The 23,074-nt window shown below is 59.5% G+C and carries 18 protein-coding genes; 13 read left to right on the top strand and 5 right to left on the bottom strand.

The features are described 5' to 3' along the window. Positions 1 to 163: 163 nt before the first annotated feature. The 5 genes from moaE to V6F91_RS20790 all read right to left on the bottom strand — a co-directional run bounded on the left by moaE (position 164) and on the right by V6F91_RS20790 (position 4,365). Complete coding sequence (gene moaE / locus V6F91_RS20770) at positions 164 to 616, bottom strand: molybdopterin synthase catalytic subunit MoaE (RefSeq protein WP_332767718.1); 453 nt, start codon at positions 614 to 616, stop codon at positions 164 to 166. 3 nt (positions 617 to 619) lie between these two features. Further along, positions 620 to 862, bottom strand: coding sequence for a molybdopterin converting factor subunit 1 (gene moaD / locus V6F91_RS20775; RefSeq protein ID WP_332767720.1), 243 nt, complete (start codon positions 860 to 862; stop codon positions 620 to 622). Continuing rightward, positions 859 to 1,332 (bottom strand): cyclic pyranopterin monophosphate synthase MoaC, encoded by a 474-nt coding sequence (gene moaC, locus V6F91_RS20780; RefSeq protein ID WP_332767722.1) that lies wholly within the window; start codon positions 1,330 to 1,332, stop codon positions 859 to 861. Before moaC ends, moaD begins: the two co-directional genes overlap by 4 nt. Positions 1,333 to 1,507: 175 nt before the next feature. Further along, positions 1,508 to 2,902: a PhoH family protein gene (locus V6F91_RS20785; protein ID WP_332767724.1), complete on the bottom strand. Its 1,395-nt coding sequence runs from the start codon at positions 2,900 to 2,902 to the stop codon at positions 1,508 to 1,510. Positions 2,903 to 3,240: 338 nt separating this feature from the next. Beyond that, positions 3,241 to 4,365 carry a polysaccharide deacetylase family protein gene (locus tag V6F91_RS20790; protein ID WP_332767726.1) on the bottom strand — a complete coding sequence of 375 codons (1,125 nt, stop codon included), beginning with the start codon at positions 4,363 to 4,365 and terminating at the stop codon, positions 3,241 to 3,243. A 314-nt stretch (positions 4,366 to 4,679) separates the two neighbouring features. Here V6F91_RS20790 and yaaA point away from each other — a divergent pair, with 314 nt between their 5' ends. The 13 genes from yaaA to V6F91_RS20855 all read left to right on the top strand — a co-directional run bounded on the left by yaaA (position 4,680) and on the right by V6F91_RS20855 (position 22,887). After that, positions 4,680 to 5,459, top strand: a complete 780-nt coding sequence (gene yaaA, locus V6F91_RS20795; RefSeq protein ID WP_332767728.1) for a peroxide stress protein YaaA — start codon at positions 4,680 to 4,682, stop codon at positions 5,457 to 5,459. An 809-nt stretch (positions 5,460 to 6,268) separates the two neighbouring features. After that, complete coding sequence (locus V6F91_RS20800; RefSeq protein WP_016771595.1) at positions 6,269 to 7,585, top strand: nucleotide sugar dehydrogenase; 1,317 nt, start codon at positions 6,269 to 6,271, stop codon at positions 7,583 to 7,585. Between the two features lie 99 nt (positions 7,586 to 7,684). Then, on the top strand, positions 7,685 to 9,166 hold the full coding sequence (gene alg8, locus V6F91_RS20805; RefSeq protein ID WP_208938653.1) for a glycosyltransferase family 2 protein: 1,482 nt from the start codon (positions 7,685 to 7,687) through the stop codon (positions 9,164 to 9,166). Between the two features lie 35 nt (positions 9,167 to 9,201). Then, positions 9,202 to 10,371, top strand: a complete 1,170-nt coding sequence (locus tag V6F91_RS20810; protein WP_208938654.1) for a PilZ domain-containing protein — start codon at positions 9,202 to 9,204, stop codon at positions 10,369 to 10,371. Between the two features lie 9 nt (positions 10,372 to 10,380). Further along, positions 10,381 to 11,892, top strand: coding sequence for an alginate biosynthesis TPR repeat lipoprotein AlgK (algK, locus tag V6F91_RS20815; protein ID WP_423815345.1), 1,512 nt, complete (start codon positions 10,381 to 10,383; stop codon positions 11,890 to 11,892). Beyond that, complete coding sequence (locus V6F91_RS20820) at positions 11,889 to 13,370, top strand: alginate export family protein (RefSeq protein ID WP_332767734.1); 1,482 nt, start codon at positions 11,889 to 11,891, stop codon at positions 13,368 to 13,370. The genes algK and V6F91_RS20820 overlap by 4 nt, the downstream gene beginning before the upstream one ends. A gap of 26 nt (positions 13,371 to 13,396) precedes the next feature. Next, positions 13,397 to 14,968 carry a mannuronan 5-epimerase AlgG gene (gene algG / locus V6F91_RS20825; RefSeq protein WP_332767736.1) on the top strand — a complete coding sequence of 524 codons (1,572 nt, stop codon included), beginning with the start codon at positions 13,397 to 13,399 and terminating at the stop codon, positions 14,966 to 14,968. A gap of 9 nt (positions 14,969 to 14,977) precedes the next feature. Continuing rightward, positions 14,978 to 16,444, top strand: a complete 1,467-nt coding sequence (locus tag V6F91_RS20830) for an alginate O-acetyltransferase (protein ID WP_332767738.1) — start codon at positions 14,978 to 14,980, stop codon at positions 16,442 to 16,444. 8 nt (positions 16,445 to 16,452) lie between these two features. Then, complete coding sequence (locus tag V6F91_RS20835; protein ID WP_332767741.1) at positions 16,453 to 17,577, top strand: mannuronate-specific alginate lyase; 1,125 nt, start codon at positions 16,453 to 16,455, stop codon at positions 17,575 to 17,577. Positions 17,578 to 17,913: 336 nt separating this feature from the next. Then, a complete protein-coding gene (locus V6F91_RS20840) occupies positions 17,914 to 19,479 on the top strand; it encodes an MBOAT family protein (protein WP_332767743.1) in 1,566 nt (521 codons plus the stop codon). 10 nt (positions 19,480 to 19,489) lie between these two features. Further along, positions 19,490 to 20,662, top strand: coding sequence for an alginate O-acetyltransferase (locus tag V6F91_RS20845; protein ID WP_332767745.1), 1,173 nt, complete (start codon positions 19,490 to 19,492; stop codon positions 20,660 to 20,662). A 14-nt stretch (positions 20,663 to 20,676) separates the two neighbouring features. Beyond that, a complete protein-coding gene (locus V6F91_RS20850) occupies positions 20,677 to 21,333 on the top strand; it encodes an alginate O-acetyltransferase AlgF (protein ID WP_101159307.1) in 657 nt (218 codons plus the stop codon). A gap of 102 nt (positions 21,334 to 21,435) precedes the next feature. Next, entirely contained in the window at positions 21,436 to 22,887 is a 1,452-nt protein-coding gene (locus tag V6F91_RS20855; protein WP_332767748.1) for a mannose-1-phosphate guanylyltransferase/mannose-6-phosphate isomerase, read from the top strand. Positions 22,888 to 23,074: the final 187 nt, after the last annotated feature.

The raw sequence follows: 23,074 nt of genomic DNA on the forward strand, positions 1-23,074 counted from the left end.
ATGCATTCTTTATCGGCGCTTGGGTGAAAGGAGGAGGGTGAAAATCTCCCACGGTCTGCACTGCGCTAACAGTCAGAATCGAGCCTTGTCCCTCCTCCTCCCTTCAAGTCCTACCATACAAGCGAGCTTGCTCGCGAAGGCTTAGTGGAGGGCACTACAAAACTTATTTGTTCCAGCGATCCGCCGCTGCATGATCACTGTCCCGCCCTTCGACCCAGCGCGGGCCGTCGCTGGTGTTTTCTTTCTTCCAGAACGGTGCACGGGTTTTCAGGTAGTCCATGACAAAGGCGCAGGCATCGAACGCGGCCTGGCGATGGGCGCTGGCGGCGCCGACAAACACGATCGGCTCGCCCGGCTCCAGCGCGCCGATGCGATGCAACACCTCCAGCTTCAGCAGCGGCCAGCGCTGTTCGGCTTCGATAGCGATCTTGCCCAGGGCTTTTTCTGTCATGCCCGGATAGTGCTCGAGAAACATTCCCGCGACATCGAGACCATCGTTGAAGTCGCGCACATAACCGACAAAACTCACCACCGCACCGACGCCGACGTTGGCCGCGTGCATGCCGTTGACTTCAACACCCGGATCGAACGGTGTGGCCTGCACACGAATCGCCATGGCTCAGCCTCCGGTCACGGTGGGGAAAAACGCCACTTCGTCGCCATCGGCCACGGGCTCGTCGAGCTGGCAAAGATCTTCGTTGCGGGCGCACATCAGGTTCTGCTCGCTCAACACTTCGGCGCCGTCACGCTGCGCCAACAACGCGCGCACATCGTCAACGGTGGTGAAATCGCCTTCAACCTTTACCGAATCGACGCCCAGCGCTTCACGGTAACGGGCAAAAAACTTCACGGTCAGGTTCATGGCTGCTCCGCCTGAAAGTGGCCGCTCTTGCCACCAACCTTCTCCAGCAGACGCACGCTTTCGATGGTCATGCCGCGGTCCACGGCCTTGCACATGTCATAAATGGTCAGGGCGGCGACGCTGGCGGCGGTCAGCGCTTCCATCTCGACACCGGTCTGCCCGGACAACTTGCAGCGGGCGACGATGCGCACGCTGTCGTCGCCTTCGGCGCTCAGTTCGACCTTGACGCCGGTGAGCATCAGCGGATGGCACAGCGGAATCAGATCGCTGGTTTTCTTCGCCGCCTGAATCCCGGCGATGCGCGCCACTGCAAATACGTCCCCCTTGGGATGGCCGCCACTGACGATCATCAGCAGCGTTTCAGGAAGCATGCGCACCAGCGCTTGAGCCGTCGCTTCGCGGAACGTCACGGTTTTTTCGGTGACGTCGACCATGTTGGCGCGACCTTGGGAATCGAGATGAGTCAGCACGAGGGCCTCCTTGAGGCAGCTGCGAGCGGCAAGCTACAAGCGGCAAGTTAAAGCGCGGTAGGCAGGCGTCAGGAAAGCTCGCATTTAAACAGCCGAAAGCCGCAAGCTTCAAGCGGCAAGTGAATTTCACTCGGACCACTTGTAGCTTGCGGCTTGAAGCTTGTCGCTGCTCCTCTTAGAGATGCGATTCGGCGTATTCAGCCAGAATCGAGCGAGGCACCCCTTGCAGGGTGATGTGTACACCGTTGGGGAAATCCTTGAAGCGTTCGGTCAGGTAGGTCAGCCCGGAACTGGTCGCGGACAGGTATGGAGTGTCGATCTGTGCGAGGTTGCCCAGGCACACCACTTTCGAACCGGCGCCGGCACGGGTGATGATGGTTTTCATCTGGTGCGGTGTGAGGTTCTGGCATTCGTCGATCAGGATCAGGCTCTGCTGGAAGCTGCGACCGCGAATGTAGTTGAGCGATTTGAACTGCAACGGCACTTTGCTGAGGATGTAATCGACGCTGCCATGGGTGTTTTCGTCATCCATGTGCAAGGCTTCGAGGTTGTCGGTGATGGCGCCGAGCCAAGGCTCCATTTTTTCCGCTTCGGTACCGGGCAGGAAGCCGATTTCCTGGTCCAGGCCTTGTACGCTGCGCGTGGCGATGATGCGCCGATAGCGCTTGCTGACCATGGTCTGCTCGATCGCCGCGGCCAGGGCCAGAATGGTTTTACCGGAGCCGGCAGCGCCGGACAGGTTGACCAGGTGAATGTCCGGGTCGAGCAGCGCATACAGCGCCAGGCTTTGGTAGATGTCGCGTGGCTTGAGCCCCCAGGCCTCTTGGTGCAGCAGCGGTTCCTGATGCAGATCGAGAATCAGCAGTTTGGCCTCGTCGATCTCCTTGATCCAGCCGACGAAACCCTGTTCGTCGATAATGAACTCGTTGATGTGCACGGCCGGCAGGTTGTCGATCAGTTGCACTTGATGCCAGGTGCGGCCGTGATCCTGGTGGGTATCGACCTTGCTCACGCGGTCCCAGAACGAGCCGGTCATGGTGTGGTAGCCGTTGGGCAGCAGGGAAACGTCATCGACCAGTTGGTCGGTGCTGTAATCCTCGGCATCGATGCCGCAGGCGCGCGCCTTGAGGCGCATGTTGATGTCTTTGGTGACCAGCACCACCGGTTTGTGCGGGTCGCGGGTGTGCAGGTCGATCAGTTGGTTGATGATTTTGTTGTCGTTCAGGTGCTCGGGCAGAATCAGGTTCGATTCGGCCTGCTTGCTCATCAGAATCGACAGCAAGCCCTTCGGCCCGCCCTTGCCGCGCTGGATCGGCACGCCCAGTTCAACGTCTTCGGGAGACGCATCGCCCAGGGTCTTGTCGATCAGCCGGATCGCCTGACGGCATTCAGCGGCAACGCTGTGATGGCCGCTCTTGAGCTTGTCCAGCTCTTCAAGCACGGTCATCGGGATGGCAACGTGGTGTTCTTCGAAATTCAGCAGGGCGTTTGGATCGTGAATCAATACGTTGGTATCGAGTACATACAGGATTGGCTGGTTGGAGGAAGGGCTACGTCCGTGATCATCCATACTCGGTCACCTATGTCAGAGCCAGTAGACGCAATACCTGAGCGGTGCTGCGCCTCGAAGTGACTGCCGAAATCTCACCTGCGGAGATTCAAGTGACTGCAAACAAACGGGTCTTGGAAGACGCCACCTGTGTTGCAGGTTTCGGCGGTCTGTCTTCGTAATACTCCAAAACCGATGACATAAAAAAGTACTTTGACGGTTTTTTTAAGTTTATTTTGCAGAGTGACGAAAAGCCCTTGGCGGACTCCCCGTACCCCGCTAAAGTCGGAAGTCCGCCTGCATCGAATCCCTTTGAAAAATCACCTCAAGCCCGATGTTTCCGGGCCTCCTGGCGTTGTTCATCGAAACGCGTCCTGACAGTCTTCCCAGCCGATGCCGCTTTGCGCGGTTTGCGTGATCAACCACGGCAACGAGGTCTTCACCGCATCCTGTTTCATGTTGAAATTGATCACCCCGTGGCGCCACAACAGCATCAGGGTCAGCACTCGCTGCGCGCTCGCTGCACCCTTGAGTTTGCCGGCGCTATCTTGGGCGTCGATGTCCCACAGCGCCACTTGCAGGCCCTGGGAGTTGAAGAAACCTTGCGCATCGCTGCGGCGCTGGCCTTCTGGCGGACGGAACAGCGGCACGTAGTTTTCCGGCAGTTTGTTCTTCACCAGATCGGCACTGCGCCGCACCGAATCCTGCCAGTCCTGCCAGTGGCTGTGGGAGCGGAACTCCCAGCCTTGCACGCCTGCGCACTGGCCCGAGAAACTGGCTTGCAGGCTGCTGACTGAGCGATCGGCCAGCCGCGCCTGAATATCCTTGCCCAACACGAAGAACGTGCCGCTCATATTGGATTTGCGCAGGTACTCGGTGAGCCAGTCGGTATTGTCCGGTTGTACGTTGGCGGCGCTGTCGAAGGTCAGCAGAAACAGGCGATCGTGCATGTCGTCGCCGTTGCGCTCGTAGTCGCCGAAACGGTCGAATTCATTACTGGTTTGCGGCGACAACGCGGCCTTGCGCATCAGCTCGTCGAGGTACTGCAAATGGAAGATCCGGCTCGGTTCGGCCCACTTGGTGTAATAGCTGTCGTCGCTGACCACAAACTTGGCGGCTTGCTCACGCAAAGTCGGCAGGTCTTCGACGAGAAAGCAGAACGAGGCGTCCTGGTCGCAGCTTTGCTGGGCAGAGTTGTAATTGGCAAGCAGGCGCTGCCAGAGACGTTGGCGCAATTGATTGACCGCATCGATGTTGACCGTGCGCAGCCCAAGGCGCTGGGCCAGCGCGGCCTCGTCGATCGACTCGGTGCCGAGCAGGCCACGGGCAAACATCAGGATTTCTGCGCGTGAGGCGACGTCGAACAGGGTCGGACTGCTGAGCTGCTCCGGCCAGGTCGTGCGATCCAGCGTCGCCGGATCACCAGGCGCCGCGACGGCAGCGACACTTAACAGCCAAGCGGTGAATAAAAGAACAATGCGCAAAGGGACGTCTCCATAACAAAACCCGCGCGGCACTATAGCTGATGTGCACGGCTCAAGGTCGCTGCCCTCACCCCAGCCCTCTCCCAAAGGGAGAGGGAGCCGATCTCTGTCGGTTTCAAATCTGAGTTCGACTCGATAGCTCAGGTAGGCGGGTATCGAAAGAACCACTCGGTCAGTCCCCTCTCCCTCAGGGAGAGGGAAAGATCCACCAACCGTCGCAAATCCCGACACTTGCACCGACCTATAACCCCCATAGCTGGAGTCAACCCCGCCAACCCCCTAGAATCGCCCACACGATTAAAGGAGACGACTTCATGCTGATGGTGATTTCCCCCGCCAAGACCCTCGACTACGAAACACCGCCGGCGACCCAGCGCTTTACCCAGCCGCAATACCTGGACCATTCCCAGGAACTGATCCAGCAATTGCGCGAGCTAAGCCCGGCGCAGATCAGCGAGCTGATGCACGTATCGGACAAGATCGGCGGGCTCAACGCCGCGCGTTTCGGCAGCTGGACGCCGGCTTTCACGCCGGAGAATGCCAAGCAGGCACTGCTCGCCTTCAAAGGCGACGTTTACACCGGTCTGGACGCGCAATCTTTCAGCGAAAAAGATTTCGATTACGCGCAAAAACACCTGCGCATGCTTTCCGGCCTTTATGGCTTGCTGCGCCCCCTCGACCTGATGCAAGCCTATCGCCTGGAAATGGGCACCAAACTGGCCAATGCCCGAGGCAAAGATCTGTATGCCTTCTGGGGCACGCGCATCAGCGAATGGCTCAACGAAGCGCTGGCCGAACAAGACGATGATGTGCTGCTCAACCTGGCATCCAACGAGTACTTCTCGGCCGTCAAACGCAGCGCCCTGAACGCGCGGATCATCAATACCGAGTTCAAGGACCAAAAGAACGGCCAGTACAAGATCATCAGTTTCTACGCGAAAAAAGCCCGCGGTCTGATGAGCCGTTTCGTGATCCAGGAAAAAATCAACGATCCGGCGCAACTCAAGCACTTCGATGTGCAGGGTTATCGCTACAGCGCCGAGCAGTCGAAACCCGACAATCTGGTTTTTCTGCGCGATCACGCCCCGCAATAAAGCATGCCCAATGCACGACTCTTTTCATCAAGAGTCGTGCACCTCGCACGATGTCAGAAATCCCCCGCCGCATTTCGCCAGTTTAATGGCGCCAAAAAAACACCCCTGTCTTTTCTGAGATTTCTTTCACTCGACACTCGTCAGTTTTTTCAGTAGTGGCACCTAAATTTTTTTGCAGTAGTGGCACAAAACTATCTAGCGCGCTTATAGCCCCAGAACTAAAGGGCGAAATCGCTAGTGCTATCAAATTGAAAGCAGTGCCATCTTTACCAATATTTCAAAAAATTTCAGATGGCACGATGAGCGGACAGGAACTATGTCCAAATGCGTAGCTCATACCACCGGTAACGATTCTCGGCGAGTTTGTACGAGATAACTTACGCAGAGCAGATAGCCATGTAACCAAGTTGTCACAGCAACTTGACTAGATGACTAACCGGTCTGAATACGAAACGATGGACAGGCGATACGCACCATTGATATCCCCTGCAAAGGCCATGGTCGTACCCTTTAAACGTGCTCGCCTGAGCACTGAACCGCTTGATTTACAGGGATTTTCATCCCCGCATCAAGCGTGCAAGACGATTGCACAAGAGTCTTCAGAAAGAAGATCCGCTGCATAACAGGGCAAGTCATAACAATAAGGCCTGGTTGCGCACATCTTGAGTGCACTTATTTAGACACTCGAAACTTAGTATGCCTGCACACGGCATTGTGGCGCCTGTAAGCCGCACTTTCGAGTGCACTAGTGTCCGCTGAACACCATTAACTCCGGCCTCTAAGGCCTGATATATACAGAGGTAATTGCGATGCGCATCAGCATATTTGGTTTGGGTTACGTTGGCGCAGTATGTGCCGGTTGCCTGTCTGCACGGGGCCATGACGTAGTTGGCGTCGATGTTGCCAAAGACAAGATCGATATGATCAACGCCGGTAAATCGCCGATCGTTGAACCGGGTCTGGGCGAACTTCTACAACAAGGAATCCAGACCGGTCGTCTGCGCGGCACGACCAACTTCGCCGAAGCCATTCGCGACACCGACCTGTCGATGATCTGCGTCGGTACACCGAGCAAAAAGAACGGCGACCTGGAACTCAACTACATCGAAGCGGTATGCCGCGAGATCGGTTTTGTTCTGCGTGAAAAAACCACCCGTCACACCATCGTCGTGCGCAGCACCGTTCTGCCGGGCACCGTTGCCAACGTCGTGATCCCGATTCTCGAAGACTGCTCGGGCAAGAAAGCCGGCGTCGACTTCGGCGTTGCGGTCAACCCTGAGTTCCTGCGCGAATCCACTGCGATTGCCGACTACGATCAGCCACCGATGACGGTCATCGGCGAGTTCGACACCGCCTCCGGTGACGTTCTGCAGTCGCTGTACGAAGAACTCGACGCACCGATCATCCGCAAGGACATCGCCGTTGCCGAAATGATCAAGTACACCTGCAACGTCTGGCACGCGACCAAGGTGACCTTCGCCAACGAGATCGGCAACATCGCCAAAGCGGTCGGCGTCGATGGCCGTGAAGTGATGGAAGTGGTGTGCCAGGACAAGACCCTCAACCTGTCCCAGTACTACATGCGCCCAGGCTTCGCCTTCGGCGGCTCGTGCCTGCCAAAAGACGTCCGTGCGCTGACCTACCGCGCCGGTTCGCTGGACGTCGAAGCGCCGCTGCTCAACTCGCTGATGCGCAGTAACGAATCGCAAGTGCAAAACGCTTTCGACATCGTGGAAAGCCATGAAAAACGCAAAGTCGCCCTGCTCGGTCTGAGCTTCAAGGCCGGTACTGATGACCTGCGCGAAAGCCCGCTGGTCGAACTGGCCGAAATGCTGATCGGCAAGGGTTACGACCTGAGCATCTACGACAGCAACGTCGAGTACGCCCGTGTTCACGGCGCGAACAAAGACTACATCGAGTCGAAGATCCCGCACGTATCGTCCCTGCTCAACTCGGACTTCGATTCGGTGATCGACAACTCCGACGTGATCATCCTCGGCAACCGCGACGAGAAATTCCGTTCGCTGGCCCAGGAAGCGCCGCAGGGCAAGCAAGTCATCGACCTGGTGGGCTTCATGTCCAAGGCCACCAGCGCCGGTAGCCGCACCGAAGGTATTTGCTGGTAACGCAGCGCCAAGCGACAAGCATCGAGCTGCAAGTCAACGCGATTGGCTTGCAGCTTGAAGCTTGCAACTTGCAGCTTCCCTTACCCCCGGATGACGGTTATGACCAAGCTCAAACATTTTTTTCTGCAATCAGCCGGCTGGCTTTTTTATCTCAGTCTGCTGATGGGCCTGGCCTTGATGCTGCCCACGTCCACATTCGACTCCGAGTCGAAGGACTTCATTTTCCTGATTGGCGCCGTGGGTATCTGGCGCTACTCGATGGGTGCAACGCACTTTGTACGCGGCATGATTTTTCTCTACATCGTCTACCCGCACCTGCGCCGCAAAGTGCGCAAGCTGGGCAAGGCCGCCGATCCATCGCATGTGTTTCTGATGGTCACCAGTTTCCGTATTGACGCGCTGACCACTGCGCAGGTCTACAGCTCGGTGATCCGCGAAGCCATCGATTGCGATCTGCCGACCACCATTGTCTGCTCGATCGTGGAAATGTCCGACGAGCTGCTGGTCAAGGCGCTGTGGGCGCGGATGAATCCGCCGGAGCGGGTCAAGCTCGACTTCGTGCGCATTCCCGGCACCGGCAAGCGTGATGGTCTGGCCTTTGGTTTCCGCGCGATCTCCCGGCACCTGCCGGACGACCGTGCCGTCGTGGCCGTGATCGACGGCGACACCGTGCTCGGCGAAGGCGTCGTGCGCAAGACCGTGCCGTGGTTCCAGCTGTTCGGCAACGTCGGCGGCCTGACCACCAACGAATTCTGCGAAGTGCGCGGCGGCTACATCATGAGCGAGTGGCACAAGCTGCGCTTCGCCCAGCGCCACATCAACATGTGCTCGATGGCCTTGTCCAAGCGCGTACTGACCATGACCGGTCGTATGTCGGTGTTCAAAGCATCCGTGGTGACCAATCCGGAATTCATCGCCGACGTCGAAAGCGACTCGCTGCAACACTGGCGTCTGGGCCGTTTCAAGTTCCTCACCGGCGACGACAAGTCGAGCTGGTTCAGCCTGATGCGCCTGGGTTACGACACCTTCTACGTGCCGGACGCCGCGATCAACACCGTTGAGCATCCGCCGGAAAAGAGCTTCATCAAGGCCAGCCGCAAGCTGATGTTCCGCTGGTACGGCAACAACCTGCGGCAGAACTCGCGTGCACTGGGCCTGGGTATCCGTCGTCTCGGCGTATTCACCTCGGTGGTGCTGTTCGACCAGCGCGTTTCGATGTGGACTTCCCTGCTCGGTCTGACCGTGGCGCTGATCGCCAGCTTCAAATACGGCACCGCGTTCATCCTCGTGTACCTGCTGTGGATCGGCATCACCCGTCTGATTCTGACGCTGTTGCTGTCGTGCTCCGGCCACCGCATCGGCCCGGCTTACCCGGCGATTCTGTATTACAACCAGATCGTTGGTGCGCTGGTGAAGATCTACGTGTTTTTCCGCCTCGACCAACAATCGTGGACTCGCCAGCCCACTTCCCTGACCCGTGACCTCGCCAGCTTTCAACGTTGGTTCAACACCTGGTCGTCTCGGACCATGACCTTCTCCGCCGGCAGCATTTTTGTCGCCGTGCTGCTGATGATGGTCTGACCCGCTCCTATTGAATTAACAAGGAAATCGCCCCTATGAATACCGCCGTCAACGTCAACGTAGTGCATGAATCCGAAGCCCAGCGCCAGCACGCTCGCGTGAAAATCCCGGCCAAGCTGCGTTTCTTCGGCCCTGACCGGACTCCGGTCGAAGCGCGGGTTTTGGACCTGTCGGCCGGCGGTCTGGCGTTCAACGCCGGGCAGATGCCGCTGACCATCGGCGAGGTGTACAAGGCGCGTCTGCAATTTGTCATCGACAACCTCGGCCTGGCCATGGACGTTGAACTGCAGGTGCGTTCCTTTGATCGCGCCACCGGCCGCGCCGGCTGCCAGTTCCAGAACCTCGAGCCGCAGGACATTTCCACCCTGCGCCACCTGATCACTTCGCACCTGGCCGGCGACATCGTCAGCATCGGCGAAGTGCTGGCGACCCTGCAGCGCGACAACTTCACCAAGGCGCGCAAGAACAAGAGCAACGACACCGGCATGACCCCGTTCGGTCGTCTGAAAGCGGTGACTTTCAGCGCCGGTATTTTCGCTGTTGGCCTGGTCGCTGCCGGTTTCATCTTCAAATCGGTGTATGGCATGTACTTCGTCAGCCACGCCCAGGCCGGTCTGGTCAGCGTGCCGGGGATGAACATCACCATGCCGCGTGACGGCACCGTGCAGAGCCTGGTCAAGTCCGACGGCGTTGCCGCCAAAGGCGCGCCGCTGGCGACGTTCAGCACCAGCATGCTCGACGTGCTCAAGGGGCATCTGGCTGAAGACCAACTGGCCCCGGCCAAGGTTGAAGAACTGTTCGGCAAGCAGATGACCGGCACCCTGACCTCGCCATGCGATTGCACCGTGGCCCAGCAACTGGTCGCCGACGGTCAGTACGCGAGCAAGGGTGACGTGATCTTCCAATTGGTGCCGCGCAACACCCAGGCCACCGTTGATGCGCGCTTCTCCTATCGCCAGTTCGGCGATGTGCGTCCGGGTACGCCAGTGAGCTTCCAGATCGCCGGCGAAGACAAGACCCGCACCGGCAAGATCGTCAGCAGCACCAGCCTGAAGAGCGCCGACCTGTCCTCCGACATCCGCGTGCAGATCCAGCCAGACGAGCCTCTGGACAGCAGCTTCGCCGGCCGCCCGGTGGAAGTAAACAGCGACCGTGGCCCGAACCTGAACTGGCTGATCGACAAAGCCATGGCTGCCGGTCTTTAAGTCGAGGACATGCCTGTGACTACTCCACCCATCTCAAGCACACCACAAACCCTGTGGGAGCGAGCTTGCTCGCGAATGCATTCTGACATTCAGCCTCAGTGCCGACTGACACACCGCTTTCGCGAGCAAGCTCGCTCCCACATGGGGTCAGTGTGCGCATTGGCATTGGCGGTGAGTCTGGCCGGTTGCGCCGGTCTGCCCGACCAGCGTCTGGCCAACGAAGCGCTCAAGCGTGGCGACACCGCCACCGCTGCGCAGAACTACCAGCAACTGGCCGATCTGGGTTACAGCGAGGCGCAAGTCGGCCTCGCCGATATCCAGGTCGACAGCCGTGACCCGGCGCAAATGAAACAGGCCGAAGCGACTTACCGCGCAGCGGCCAGCGTGTCGCCGCGTGCCCAGGCCCGTCTCGGTCGTCTGTTGGTGGCCAAGCCGGGCTCGACCGAAGCCGAGCACCACGAAGCCGAAACCCTGCTGAAAAAAGCCGCCGCCAATGGCGAAGGCAACACGTTGATCCCGCTGGCGATGCTGTACCTGCAATACCCGCACAGCTTCCCCAACATCAACGCCCAGCAGCAGATCGATCAGTGGCGCAAGGCCGGTTACCCGGAAGCCGGTCTGGCTCAGGTGCTGCTGTATCGCACCCAGGGTACCTACGACCAGCACCTGGATGACGTGGAAAAAATCTGCAAGGCCGCGCTCAACACCACCGATATCTGCTACGTCGAACTCGCCACCGTTTACCAGAAACGTGGCCAGCCAGAGCAGCAAGCCGAGCTGATCAAGCAGATGCAGGCCGGTTACAGCCGTGGCACCGTCACCGCCCAGCGCGTTGATTCGGTCGCCCGCGTGCTTGCCGATTCGACCCTCGGCAAGACCGACGAGAAAACCGCGCAGGCGCTGCTCGAGCCGATCGCTCCGGGCTACCCGGCAGCGTGGGTCAGCCTCGCGCAACTGCTCTACGACTTCCCGGAACTGGGCGATGTCGATCAGATGATGAAGTACCTCGACAACGGCCGCGCCGCCGATCAGCCGCGCGCCGAACTGTTGCTGGGCAAGGTCTACTACGAAGGCAAGCTGGTTCCGGCCGACGCGAAAGTCGCTGAGGAACATTTCCAGAAAGCCGTCGGCCGTGAAGTCGCCGCCGATTACTACCTCGGCCAGATCTATCGCCGTGGCTACCTGGGCAAGGTCTATCCGCAGAAGGCCCTCGACCATCTGCTGACCGCTGCGCGCAACGGCCAGAACAGCGCCGACTTCGCCATCGCCCAATTGTTTTCCCAAGGCAAGGGCACCAAGCCTGACCCACTCAACGCGTACGTCTTCAGCCAATTGGCCAAGGCGCAAAACACTCCGCAAGCCGCTGAGCTGGCCGCCACCCTCGAGGCGCAATTGCCGCCCGAGCGTCTGCCCGAAGCGCGCCGCCTGCTGCAACAAGAGCAAGCCAGCCGTGGCTCGCTGAACCCGAACACGCTGCAACTGCACGCCCTGCAAGAAGAAGACGGCGAGGAAAAATTATGAAGTTGAATCCATTCGTGAAGGCCGGCATTGGCCTCACTTTCGCGCTGATCTGGTCTTGCCCGACACTGGCTGCGATGACTGAAAGCAAGAACTTCGGCCTGGAAGTGAAACTCACCGGCCAGTCCGAAGACGACCGTGACCTCGGCACCGCCGGTGGCGGCGACGTCAATGGCGTGGGCCTCGACCTGCGTCCGTGGATCTACGGCGAAAGCGGCGCGTGGAGCGCCTACGCCATGGGCCAGGCCGTGACCTCGACCGACATCATCGAGACCGACACCCTGCAACAATCCGACGGTGCGCAAACCACCGACAGCGGTGATCGCGAAACCAAGAAAAACTACCTGGCGATGCGCGAATTCTGGGTCGGCTACAGCGGCTTCACGCCCTACCCTGGCGAGATCCTCAAGTTCGGTCGCCAGCGCCTGCGCAATGACGACGGCCAATGGCGCGACACCAACATCGAAGCGCTGAACTGGACCTTCGACACCACCCTGCTGCGGGCCAACGCCGGTGTTGCCGAGCGCTTCAGTGAATACCGCACCGACTTGAAAGAGCTGGCGCCCAAAGACAAGGATCGCCTGCACGCCTACGCCGATGCCGCTTACCAGTGGACGCCGGGCCAGTGGGTCGGCATTCGCGGCCACCACACTCACGATGACGGCAAACTCGATTACGCCGAGCCGGGCGTCCCGCGCGATTCGCTGGACAAGACCGAGAACGGCGACATCAGCTGGATCGGCCTGACCGCCGACAGCGACGCCTACAACTGGCGCAACACCAACACCGTCAACTACTGGGGCAGCATCACCGGCATGAGCGGCGACCGTGACACGGTCAACGCGCTGAACGCCGACGGCAGCCGTCCGGCACAAGCCAAGCGCAGCGACGACATCAGCGGCTGGGCCACTGACATCGGTCTGCGTCTGCGCCTCGATCCGCACTGGCAAGTCGGCGGTGCCTATGCCCGCGCCAGCGCCGATTACGAACAGAACGGTCTGGAAAGCAACCGCTCCAACTTCACCGGTACCCGTTCGCGCGTACACCGTTTCGGCGAAGCCTTTCGCGGCGAAATGAACAACATGCAGACCGCGACCCTGTTCGGTTCGTGGATGGTCAACGACGAATACGACGCCAGCCTGATCTACCACAAGTTCTGGCGTGTCGACGGCAACAAGCCGGTGGGCAGCAACGGCATCAACGCCGTGGAAAACAACACCGACGACGTCACCGGCGCGATCCTCTCCAGCACATCCTTGCCGCTTGAAGATGGCAACAAGGACCTGGGTCAGGAAATGGACCTGGTCGTCACCAAGTACTTCAAGCAAGGCCTGTTGCCGGCGGCGTTGAGCCAGTCGATCGACGAGCCTTCGGCACTGGTGCGTTTCCGTGGCGGTGTGTTCAAACCGGGCGATGCCTACGGCAGCCAGGTTGATTCGTACATGCACCGCGCATTCATCGACGTGATCTGGCGCTTCTGATGCAAACCGCCAAGGGAGTGCCCGACATGATCAGCACCAGAACAGGCTCACTCAGCCTGCTGGCCGGCGCGATGCTGCTGGCCAGCGCCGGCGCCTTCGCCAATGTTGAACCGGCGAAACCTGCGACCGTGGCCAAAGAACTGCAACAGGCCAAGACCTACACCGTCAGCAGCGCGCCGACCGACGCACTGAAACTGGCCAAGCCGACACTGCCCGACCTCTCCGGCTTCACCGCCGAAGCCGCTGCGGCGAAGATCGTGCGCAGCAAGCCGGGCAAGATCAGCGTGCGCCGGATGATGCAGGAAAACGCTCTAAAGGACTTCATCGGCGGCGATAACAAGATGGCCGAATGGGTCGTGCGTCAGCACGGCATCCCGCAGGCGATCTTCATCGACGACGGCTACATGAACCTCAAGGATCTGGCGAAAAAACTGCCCAAGCAGTATTTCAGCGAGACGTCCCCGGGCGTGTACCTGGCCAAATTGCCGATCGTGGTCGGCGAGAAAGGCATCCTCGAAATCGACGGTCAGACCCAGGAACTGCGCCTGTCCCAAGAGGCCGGTTCGTTCCTCGTCAATGACGGCAAACTGTTCGTGCGTGACACCAAAGTCACCGGCTGGCGCGAGAAGGACAACGGCCCGGCAACCTTCCGTTCGCCGAAGGAATTCCGTCCGTTCCTGCTCGCCTGGGGCGGCACCGAGACCTACATCGTCAACAGCAAGATGGCCAGCTTCGGCTACGCCAACAGTAAGTCGTACGGGGTGAGTATTTCCCAGTACACGCCGAACATGGCCAAGGTGCTCAAGCGTCCCGAGCCGACAGGCTGGATCGTCGGCTCCGAGTTCTCGGACATGTGGTACGGCTTCTACTGCTACGAAACCAGCGACTTTGTGGTCAAGGGCAACACCTACAAAGACAACATCGTCTACGGCATCGACCCACACGACCGTTCGCACCGGCTGATCATTGCCGAGAACACCGTGTACGGCACGAAGAAGAAGCACGGGATCATTATTTCCCGTGAGGTCAACGACAGCTTCATCTTCAACAACAAGAGCTACGACAACAAGTTGTCGGGCCTGGTGATCGACCGTAACAGCATCAACAACATCATTGCTTACAACGAGATCTACAAGAACCACACCGACGGCATCACGCTCTATGAGTCTGCCGACAACCTGTTGTGGGGCAACAAGGTCATCAGCAACCAGCGTCACGGCATCCGTATTCGTAACAGCGTGAACATCCGCCTGTACGAAAACGTCGCCATGACCAACGGCCTGACCGGCATTTACGGGCACATCAAGGACCTGACCGACACCGACCGCGACATCAAGCTCGACCCGTTCGATGCGCAGGTCTCGCTGATCGTCGTCGGCGGCGAGCTGGCGGCCAATGGCAGCGGCCCGCTGTCGATCGATTCGCCGTTGAGTGTCGAGCTGTATCGCGTGTCGATGCTGGCGCCGACCAAATCCAGCGGCATCAGCTTCAACGGCATCCTCGGCGAGCGCCAGGATGAAATTCTCGACTTGCTGGTACGCCAACAGAAAGCCGTGCTGATCGACCCTGTCGAACGCCAGACCGAAATGCGGGACTGAGGATAATTTATGCACCCACACATGATCAAACTGCTCAGCCTCTCGGCCCTGACCCTTGGCATTCTCGCCGCCGGCAATGCACGTGCCGACGCTGGCAGTGAAACCGCTACGCCGCCGAAATTCACCGCCGAGCCATGCTGCAACCTGTGCCCGGCCGCCCATGACGCGAAGAACTACACCACGCGTTATCAGCAGAACTTCACCACGCTGGTGCAAGCCCAGGGCGACTGGTTGTTCCGGACTCAGGAAGACCTGCGCACCGAGTTCAACACCACGCCGGCCGGCTACAAGCGCCTGCAACAGCTGCACGATGCGTTCAAGAGCAAAGGCGTCGAGCTGGTCATCGTTTACCAGCCGACCCGTGGCCTGGTGAACCGCAACAAGCTCAACCCGCAGGAAAAAGCCGCGTTCGATTATGAGAAAGCACTGGGCAACTACAAGACCATGCTCGGCCGTTTCGCGCAGATGGGTTATGTGGTGCCGGACCTGTCGCCACTGACCAACGAATCGTTGCCGGACACCCTGCCCGCCCACGATTTCTACTTCCGTGGCGACCAGCACTGGACGCCTTATGGCGCCCAGCGCACGGCGAAAATCGTCGCCGAGAAGGTCAAGCAGATCCCGGCCTTTGCCGACATTCCCAAGCGTGAGTTCGAGACCAAGAAGTCCGGGCGCATGGGCAAGACCGGCACCCTGCACAACATGGCCGGCCAACTGTGCGGCACCAGCTACGCGATTCAATACATGGACCAGTTCACCACCGAGCCGAAAGGCGAAGCGGGTGATGGCGACCTGTTCGGCGATTCCGGCAATCCGCAGATCACCCTGGTCGGCACCTCGCACAGCGGCAAGAACTACAACTTCGCCGGTTTCCTCGAAGAAGCCATTGGCGCCGACATTCTCAACGTCGCCTTCCCCGGCGGCGGTTTTGAAGGTTCGATGCTGCAATACCTGGGCAGCGAGGAATTCCAGAAGTCGCCACCGAAGATCCTCATCTGGGAATTCTCGCCGCTGTATCGCCTCGACCAGGAAACCATCTATCGCCAGATGATGGCCTTGCTCGACAACGGCTGCGAAGGCAAAGACGCGCAGATGACCGGCAGCGCCACGCTGAAGCCGGGCAGCAAACAGGAACTGATGGTCAACAGCAAGAACCTGAACCTGCAGAACGCCAACCATCAGGTCGACATCCGCTTCGCCGACACGTCGGTGAAAACCCTGCAAGCCACCCTCTGGTACATGAACGGTCGCCACGAGGACATCAAGATCGAGAAACCGGAAACCTCCGACACCGACGGTCGTTTCGCCTTTGAGCTGCGCACGGACGAAGACTGGGCCTCGCAAAACCTGCTGGCCGTTGAAGTCCAGGGGCCTGAAGCCGCACCTGGCGCCGCGCCGCAAAAAGTCGAAGCGAAAATCTGCAAACGCAACGTATTCCCGGGCGTCGGTCAACAGACCGCGCAGCTTGGGCAATGAGGTCTGCTATGCGAAATCGAACGATCAAACACCTGCTCGCGCCTTCCCTGCTGACCCTGGCGATGTTCGCCGGGGCCACCCAGGCCGCCGCGCCACTGCGTCCGCCACAGGGCTACTTCGCCCCGGTGGATAAATTCAAGAGCGGCGACAAGAGCGACGGTTGCGATGCAATGCCGGCGCCGTACACCGGCCCGCTGCAATTTCGCAGCAAGTACGAAGGTTCGGACAAGGCCCGCGCGACGCTGAACGTGCAGTCGGAAAAAGCCTTTCGCGACACCACCAAAGACATCACCACGCTGGAGCGCGGCACCGCCAAGCGCGTCATGCAATTCATGCGCGATGGTCGTCCGGAACAGCTCGAATGCACGCTGAACTGGCTGACCGCGTGGGCCAAGGCTGATGCGTTGATGTCCAAAGACTTCAACCATACCGGCAAGTCGATGCGCAAATGGGCGCTGGGCAGCATGGCCTCGTCGTACATTCGCCTGAAGTTTTCCGACTCGCATCCGCTGGCCCAGCATCAGCAGGAAGCGCAGTTGATCGAAGCCTGGTTCAGCAAAATGGCCGATCAGGTGGTCAGCGACTGGGACAACCTGCCGCTGGAAAAAACCAACAATCACTCGTACTGGGCCGCCTGGTCGGTGATGGCCACCGCCGTCGCCACCAACCGCCGCGACCTGTTCGACTGGGCCGTCAAGGAATACAAGGTCGGCGTCAATCAAGTCGATGCCGATGGCTTCCTGCCCAACGAACTCAAGCGCCAGCAACGCGCCCTCGCCTATCACAACTACGCCCTGCCGCCGCTGGCGATGATCGCCAGTTTCGCCCAGGTCAACGGTGTCGATCTGCGTCAGGAAAACAATGGCGCACTGAAGCGTCTGGGTGACCGCGTGTTGGCCGGCGTCAAGGACCCTGACGAGTTCGAAGAAAAGAACGGCAAAAAGCAGGACATGACCGACCTGAAAGAGGACATGAAATTCGCCTGGCTCGAACCGTTCTGCACCCTCTACACCTGCGCGCCGGATGTGATCGAGAAGAAACGCGACATGCAACCGTTCAAAACCTTCCGTCTTGGTGGGGACCTGACCAAGGTTTACGACCCGTCCCATGAAAAGGGCAATAAGGGTTCCTGACAGGCGAAGAGCAAAAGCCCCTCACCCTAGCCCTCTCCCGGAGGGAGAGGGAATTGACCGAGGTGGCTGTGCGGACTGCGGCAAAAGAAATACCGAGTCGATCTCAGGCTTTGAAAAGCAGTGAGATCAGGCTGCAAGGCAATACCGAGTCGATCTCCTTTTCTGAAAACCATGGAGATCAGGCTCCCTCTCCCTCCGGGAGAGGGCGGGGGGTGAGGGGCGCGGTCTGAAGGCCAGCCCCGGCCCCAAGCGAATACTGTGTCACCCCTCCACTACCACGGGGGGTTTGGGGGGGCTTTGGCCCTTGACTGTTGGTTCAAACATGGAGAGATCGGGATGGTATTTTCATCCAACGTGTTCCTGTTTCTGTTCTTGCCGATCTTTCTCGGCTTGTACTACTTGAGCGGGCAACGCTATCGCAACCTGCTGCTGCTGATCGCCAGCTACGTGTTCTACGCCTGGTGGCGTGTGGACTTCCTCGCGCTGTTCGCAGCCGTCACGCTGTGGAACTACTGGATCGGCCTGAAAGTCGGTGCCGCTGGCGTCAGAACCAAACCGGCCCAGCGCTGGCTGCTGCTCGGCGTGGCCGTCGACCTGTGCATCCTCGGCTACTTCAAGTACGCCAACTTCGGCGTCGACAGCATCAACGAGATTATGACCTCGTTCGGTCTGGAGCCATTCATCCTCACTCACGTGCTGTTGCCGATCGGTATTTCGTTCTACATCTTCGAATCGATCAGCTACATCATCGACGTGTACCGTGGCGACACCCCGGCGACGCGCAACCTGATCGACTTCGCAGCGTTCGTGGCGATCTTCCCGCACCTGATTGCCGGCCCGGTGCTGCGCTTCCGCGATCTCGCCGACCAGTTCAACAACCGCACGCATACCCTCGACAAGTTCTCCGAGGGCTGCACCCGGTTCATGCAGGGGTTCATCAAGAAGGTCTTCATTGCCGACACCCTCGCCGTGGTTGCGGACCACTGCTTCGCCCTGCAAAACCCGACCACCGGTGACGCATGGCTCGGCGCACTGGCGTACACCGCGCAGCTGTACTTCGACTTCTCCGGTTACAGCGACATGGCTATTGGTCTGGGCTTGATGATGGGTTTCCGCTTCATGGAAAACTTCAAACAGCCGTACATCAGCCAGTCGATCACCGAGTTCTGGCGCCGCTGGCACATCAGCCTGTCGACCTGGCTGCGTGACTATCTGTACATCACCCTCGGCGGTAACCGTAAAGGCACGCTGATGACCTATCGCAACCTGTTCCTGACCATGCTCCTCGGTGGTCTGTGGCACGGCGCGAACATCACCTACATCGTCTGGGGCGCCTGGCACGGCATGTGGCTGGCGATCGAAAAAGCGCTGGGCCTGAACACCTCGCCGCGCAGCCTCAACCCGATCCGCTGGGCGCTGACCTTCCTGCTGGTGGTGATGGGCTGGGTGATCTTCCGTGCCGAGAACCTGCACGTTGCCGGGCGCATGTACGGCGCAATGTTCAGCTTCGGCGACTGGTCGCTGTCGGAACTCAATCAGGCCAGCCTGACCGGTCTGCAAGTGGCAACTCTGGTGGTGGCTTACCTGACCCTGGCGTTCTTCGGACTGCGTGATTTGTACACCAATCAACCGCCAGCCAAGACCAAACCTGCGGTCAACGTCGAGGCCGATGGCCCGGCCACCGCCACGCCTGGAATGATCAAGGCAGCGCCTGGCGAAAACCCGGCGAGCATCCATGAACCTGGCTACACCGTCGGCGTCGAAGCCCAGGTGCAACCGGCCTACTGGACCGCTGACTGGTCGCGCTACGTGATGCGCGGGCTGATCCTGCTGCTGTTCATTGCCTCGATTCTCAAACTCTCGGCGCAAAGCTTCTCGCCGTTCCTTTACTTCCAGTTCTGAGGGATCTGACATGACCCGCTCATTACGCATCTTCTACATCGCCCTGTTCCTGGTGACGCTGTTGGTCCTCGGTGTGTGGTCGATTCGCAGCTTCTTCGGCTTCAGCACCAACGCCGATGCGACGGTGCTCAACGGCCGCTGGACCAAGGCTGTAGAAACCCACTACGACGACGAATTTCCGATCAAGCGTCTGGGCACCAATCTCTGGGCCGCGCTGGATTTCAAGCTGTTCAACGAAGGTCGTCCGGGCGTGGTGCTCGGTCGCGATCAGTGGCTGTACAGCGATGAGGAATTCAACCCGATCGTCAACGAAGAGCTGAACCTGCAAGGCAACTACGCGCTGGTCGAAGGCGTACGCCAGACCCTGAAAGACAAAGGCGTGAAACTGGTGATGGCGATTGTTCCGGCCAAGGCGCGCCTGTATCCGGAACACCTGGATGAAGTGAAACCTTCGAGCATCCACGAAAACCTTTATCAGGACTTCCACGCTCGCGTTGCCGGCGACAAGATCCTCGCGCCTGACCTGCTCGGCCCGTTGCAACAGGCCAAGCAGAACGGTCAGCAAGTGTTCCTGCGCACCGACACCCACTGGACTCCGGAAGGTGCGGAGATCGCCGCCAATACCTTGGCCAAGACCATTGCCGAGAAATTCCCGCTCAGCGGCGAGCCACAGCGCTTCGTCACCACGCCGGCGGAGACGGTCACGCACAAGGGCGATCTGCGTCTGTTCCTGCCGCTCGATCCGCTGTTTGAAAACATGATGCCGGCACCGGAGCCCCTGCAGAAGCGCAACACCGTGGCCGCCGAGCAGCCTGCCGGTGACGACGCCCTGTTCGCCAACAGCGAAGTACCGGTCGCGCTGATCGGTACCAGCTACAGCGCCAACCCGAACTGGAACTTTGTCGGCGCGCTGAAGCAGGCACTGCACAGCGACGTGGTCAATTACGCCGAAGACGGCCACGGCCCGATCCTGCCAATGCTCAGCTACCTGAAAAGCGATGACTTCAAGAACAGCCCGCCACAGGTGCTGATCTGGGAGTTTCCTGAACGATATCTGCCTGTGAACAACGAAATCGGCGACGCCGACCCACAGTGGGTCGCAGAGCTCAAACAAGCCGGCGCCCGCCAACAAAACGTAGCCATCAACACTAAATCCGAGACGCCCGATCGGGCGCAAAACTGAAAGAGAGGTACACCATGACTTTCACTACTACTCCTCGTCGTCTCGCAAAACGCATCGCACTGGTTGCAGGTCTGAGCGTGCTGTCGGTGCAAGCTTTCGCCGGTGGCGACGCCGCGCTGTACGGCCCGACCGCACCGAAAGGCTCGACCTTCGTGCGCGTCTACAACGCCAGCAACGCTGAAGTCAGCGCCACCGTCGGCAGCACCAATCTGAGCGACATCGCGCCACTGGCCAGCAGCGATTTCAGCTTCATGCCGGGCGGCGATTACAGCGCCAAGGTCGGCAGCCAGACCCTGCCGGTGAAACTCGCCGGTGACCACTACTACACCCTGGTCAACAACGCGTCCGGCGCGCCGCAACTGATCGAAGAGCCGCCGTTCAAGAACAAGCAGAAATCGCTGGTGCGCGTGCAGAACCTCAGCGACAAACCGCTGACCCTGAAGACCGCTGACGGCAAGACCGAAGTGGTGCCGAACGTGGCTGCCAAGGGCCGTGGCGAACGTGAAATCAACCCGGTGAAAGTCAGCCTGGCGCTGTACGAAGGAGACAAGAAAGTCGGCGACGTCAAACCCGTCGCTCTGGAGCGCGGTGAAGCAGCAGTGCTGTACGTCACCGGTAACGGCAGCAACCTGTCGCCAGTCTGGGTGAAACGCCCAGTGTCGACTCGCTAATCGCTCGAGCTATCAGCTACTAGCTTCAAGCTGCAAGTGCAGTGCTTCTAACTCACCGCTTGCAGCTTGCAGCTCTCAACTGCATTTTATGGAGTAAACATTATGATTCCGGTGATCTTGTCAGGTGGTAGCGGTTCGCGTCTGTGGCCACTTTCGCGTAAGCAGTTCCCTAAACAGTTCCTCGCCCTGACCGGCGAACACACGCTGTTCCAGCAAACTCTGGAGCGCCTGGTGTTCGAAGGCATGGACACCCCGATCGTGGTCTGCAACAAGGATCACCGCTTCATCGTCAACGAGCAGTTGGCCAACCGCAATCTGGAATGCCAGCGCATCCTGATGGAACCGTTCGGCCGCAACACCGCACCGGCCGTGGCGCTGACCGCGATGATGCTGGTCAATGAAGGCCGTGACGAGTTGATGCTGGTGCTGCCGGCCGACCACGTTCTGGAAGACCAGAAAGCCCTGCAACGCGCCCTCGCCCTGGCCACCGTTGCCGCTGAAAATGGCGAAATGGTGCTGTTCGGCGTGCCGGCGACCAAACCGGAAACCGGTTACGGCTACATCAAGTCCACTAACGATTCGCTGCTGCCGGAAGGCGTCAGCCGCGTCTCGCACTTCGTCGAAAAACCTGACGTCAAGCGCGCCACCGAATACGTCGAATCCGGCGGTTACTACTGGAACAGCGGCATGTTCCTGTTCCGCGCCAGCCGTTTCCTCGAAGAACTGAAAAAGCACGATCCGGACATCTACGACACCTGCCTGCTGACCCTCGAGCGCAGCCAGCAGGATGCCGACACCGTGACCCTCGACGAAGCCACTTTCGCCTGCTGCCCGGACAACTCCATCGACTATTCGGTGATGGAAAAAACCCAGCGCGCCTGCGTCGTGCCGCTGACCGCTGGCTGGAGCGATGTCGGCTGCTGGTCGTCGCTGTGGGAAGTCAACGAGAAAGACGCCAACGGCAACGTCAGCAAAGGTGACGTGGTCATTCAGGACAGCAAGAACTGCATGATCCACGGCAACGGCAAACTGGTCTCGGTGATCGGTCTGGAAAATATTGTCGTGGTCGAAACCAAAGACGCCATGATGATCGCCCACAAGGACAAGGTTCAGGGCGTCAAGCAGATGGTCAACACGCTCAACGAGCAGGGCCGCAGCGAAACCCAGAACCACTGCGAAGTCTATCGTCCGTGGGGCTCGTACGACTCGGTGGACATGGGCGGGCGCTTCCAGGTCAAGCACATCTCGGTGAAGCCGGGCGCGTGCCTGTCGCTGCAGATGCATCATCACCGCGCCGAACACTGGATCGTGGTCAGCGGCACCGCTGAAGTGACCTGTGACGAGAACGTGTTCCTGCTCACCGAAAACCAGTCGACCTACATCCCGATCGCCTCGGTGCACCGTCTGCGCAACCCGGGCAAGATCCCGCTGGAAATCATCGAAGTTCAGTCGGGTTCGTACTTGGGCGAAGACGATATCGAACGCTTCGAAGATATCTACGGTCGCTCCACCCCGATCGAACGCGGCGTGTCGGTGAAAACCATCGCGCAGTAATCGCTTGCTCAAACAAGAAGCCCTCGTCCAGCCCGTTGCGTCCCCTATCCGCAGCGGGCTGGGCGGGGGCTTTTTTTTGTCCTGATTCAGCGTGGCAGAAATGGCCTCTTCGCGAGCAGGCTCGCTCCCACAGGGGAATGCGTTTCAAGTGTGGGAGCGAGCCTGCTCGCGAAGACGCCGGTCTGAC

Source organism: Pseudomonas koreensis, assembly GCF_036668835.1.
GTDB classification, from domain to species: domain Bacteria; phylum Pseudomonadota; class Gammaproteobacteria; order Pseudomonadales; family Pseudomonadaceae; genus Aquipseudomonas; species Aquipseudomonas koreensis_I.

Bases quoted from the DNA above. Each gene is read 5' to 3' on its own strand.
- moaE (WP_332767718.1), bottom strand. From the start codon at position 616: ATGGCGATTCGTGTGCAGGCCACACCGTTCGATCCGGGTGTTGAAGTC.
- moaD (WP_332767720.1), bottom strand. From the start codon at position 862: ATGAACCTGACCGTGAAGTTTTTTGCCCGTTACCGTGAAGCGCTGGGC.
- V6F91_RS20785 (WP_332767724.1), bottom strand. From the start codon at position 2,902: ATGGATGATCACGGACGTAGCCCTTCCTCCAACCAGCCAATCCTGTAT.
- yaaA (WP_332767728.1), top strand. From the start codon at position 4,680: ATGCTGATGGTGATTTCCCCCGCCAAGACCCTCGACTACGAAACACCG.
- V6F91_RS20800 (WP_016771595.1), top strand. From the start codon at position 6,269: ATGCGCATCAGCATATTTGGTTTGGGTTACGTTGGCGCAGTATGTGCC.
- alg8 (WP_208938653.1), top strand. From the start codon at position 7,685: ATGACCAAGCTCAAACATTTTTTTCTGCAATCAGCCGGCTGGCTTTTT.
- V6F91_RS20810 (WP_208938654.1), top strand. From the start codon at position 9,202: ATGAATACCGCCGTCAACGTCAACGTAGTGCATGAATCCGAAGCCCAG.
- algK (WP_423815345.1), top strand. From the start codon at position 10,381: ATGCCTGTGACTACTCCACCCATCTCAAGCACACCACAAACCCTGTGG.
- V6F91_RS20820 (WP_332767734.1), top strand. From the start codon at position 11,889: ATGAAGTTGAATCCATTCGTGAAGGCCGGCATTGGCCTCACTTTCGCG.
- algG (WP_332767736.1), top strand. From the start codon at position 13,397: ATGATCAGCACCAGAACAGGCTCACTCAGCCTGCTGGCCGGCGCGATG.
- V6F91_RS20830 (WP_332767738.1), top strand. From the start codon at position 14,978: ATGCACCCACACATGATCAAACTGCTCAGCCTCTCGGCCCTGACCCTT.
- V6F91_RS20835 (WP_332767741.1), top strand. From the start codon at position 16,453: ATGCGAAATCGAACGATCAAACACCTGCTCGCGCCTTCCCTGCTGACC.
- V6F91_RS20840 (WP_332767743.1), top strand. From the start codon at position 17,914: ATGGTATTTTCATCCAACGTGTTCCTGTTTCTGTTCTTGCCGATCTTT.
- V6F91_RS20845 (WP_332767745.1), top strand. From the start codon at position 19,490: ATGACCCGCTCATTACGCATCTTCTACATCGCCCTGTTCCTGGTGACG.
- V6F91_RS20850 (WP_101159307.1), top strand. From the start codon at position 20,677: ATGACTTTCACTACTACTCCTCGTCGTCTCGCAAAACGCATCGCACTG.
- V6F91_RS20855 (WP_332767748.1), top strand. From the start codon at position 21,436: ATGATTCCGGTGATCTTGTCAGGTGGTAGCGGTTCGCGTCTGTGGCCA.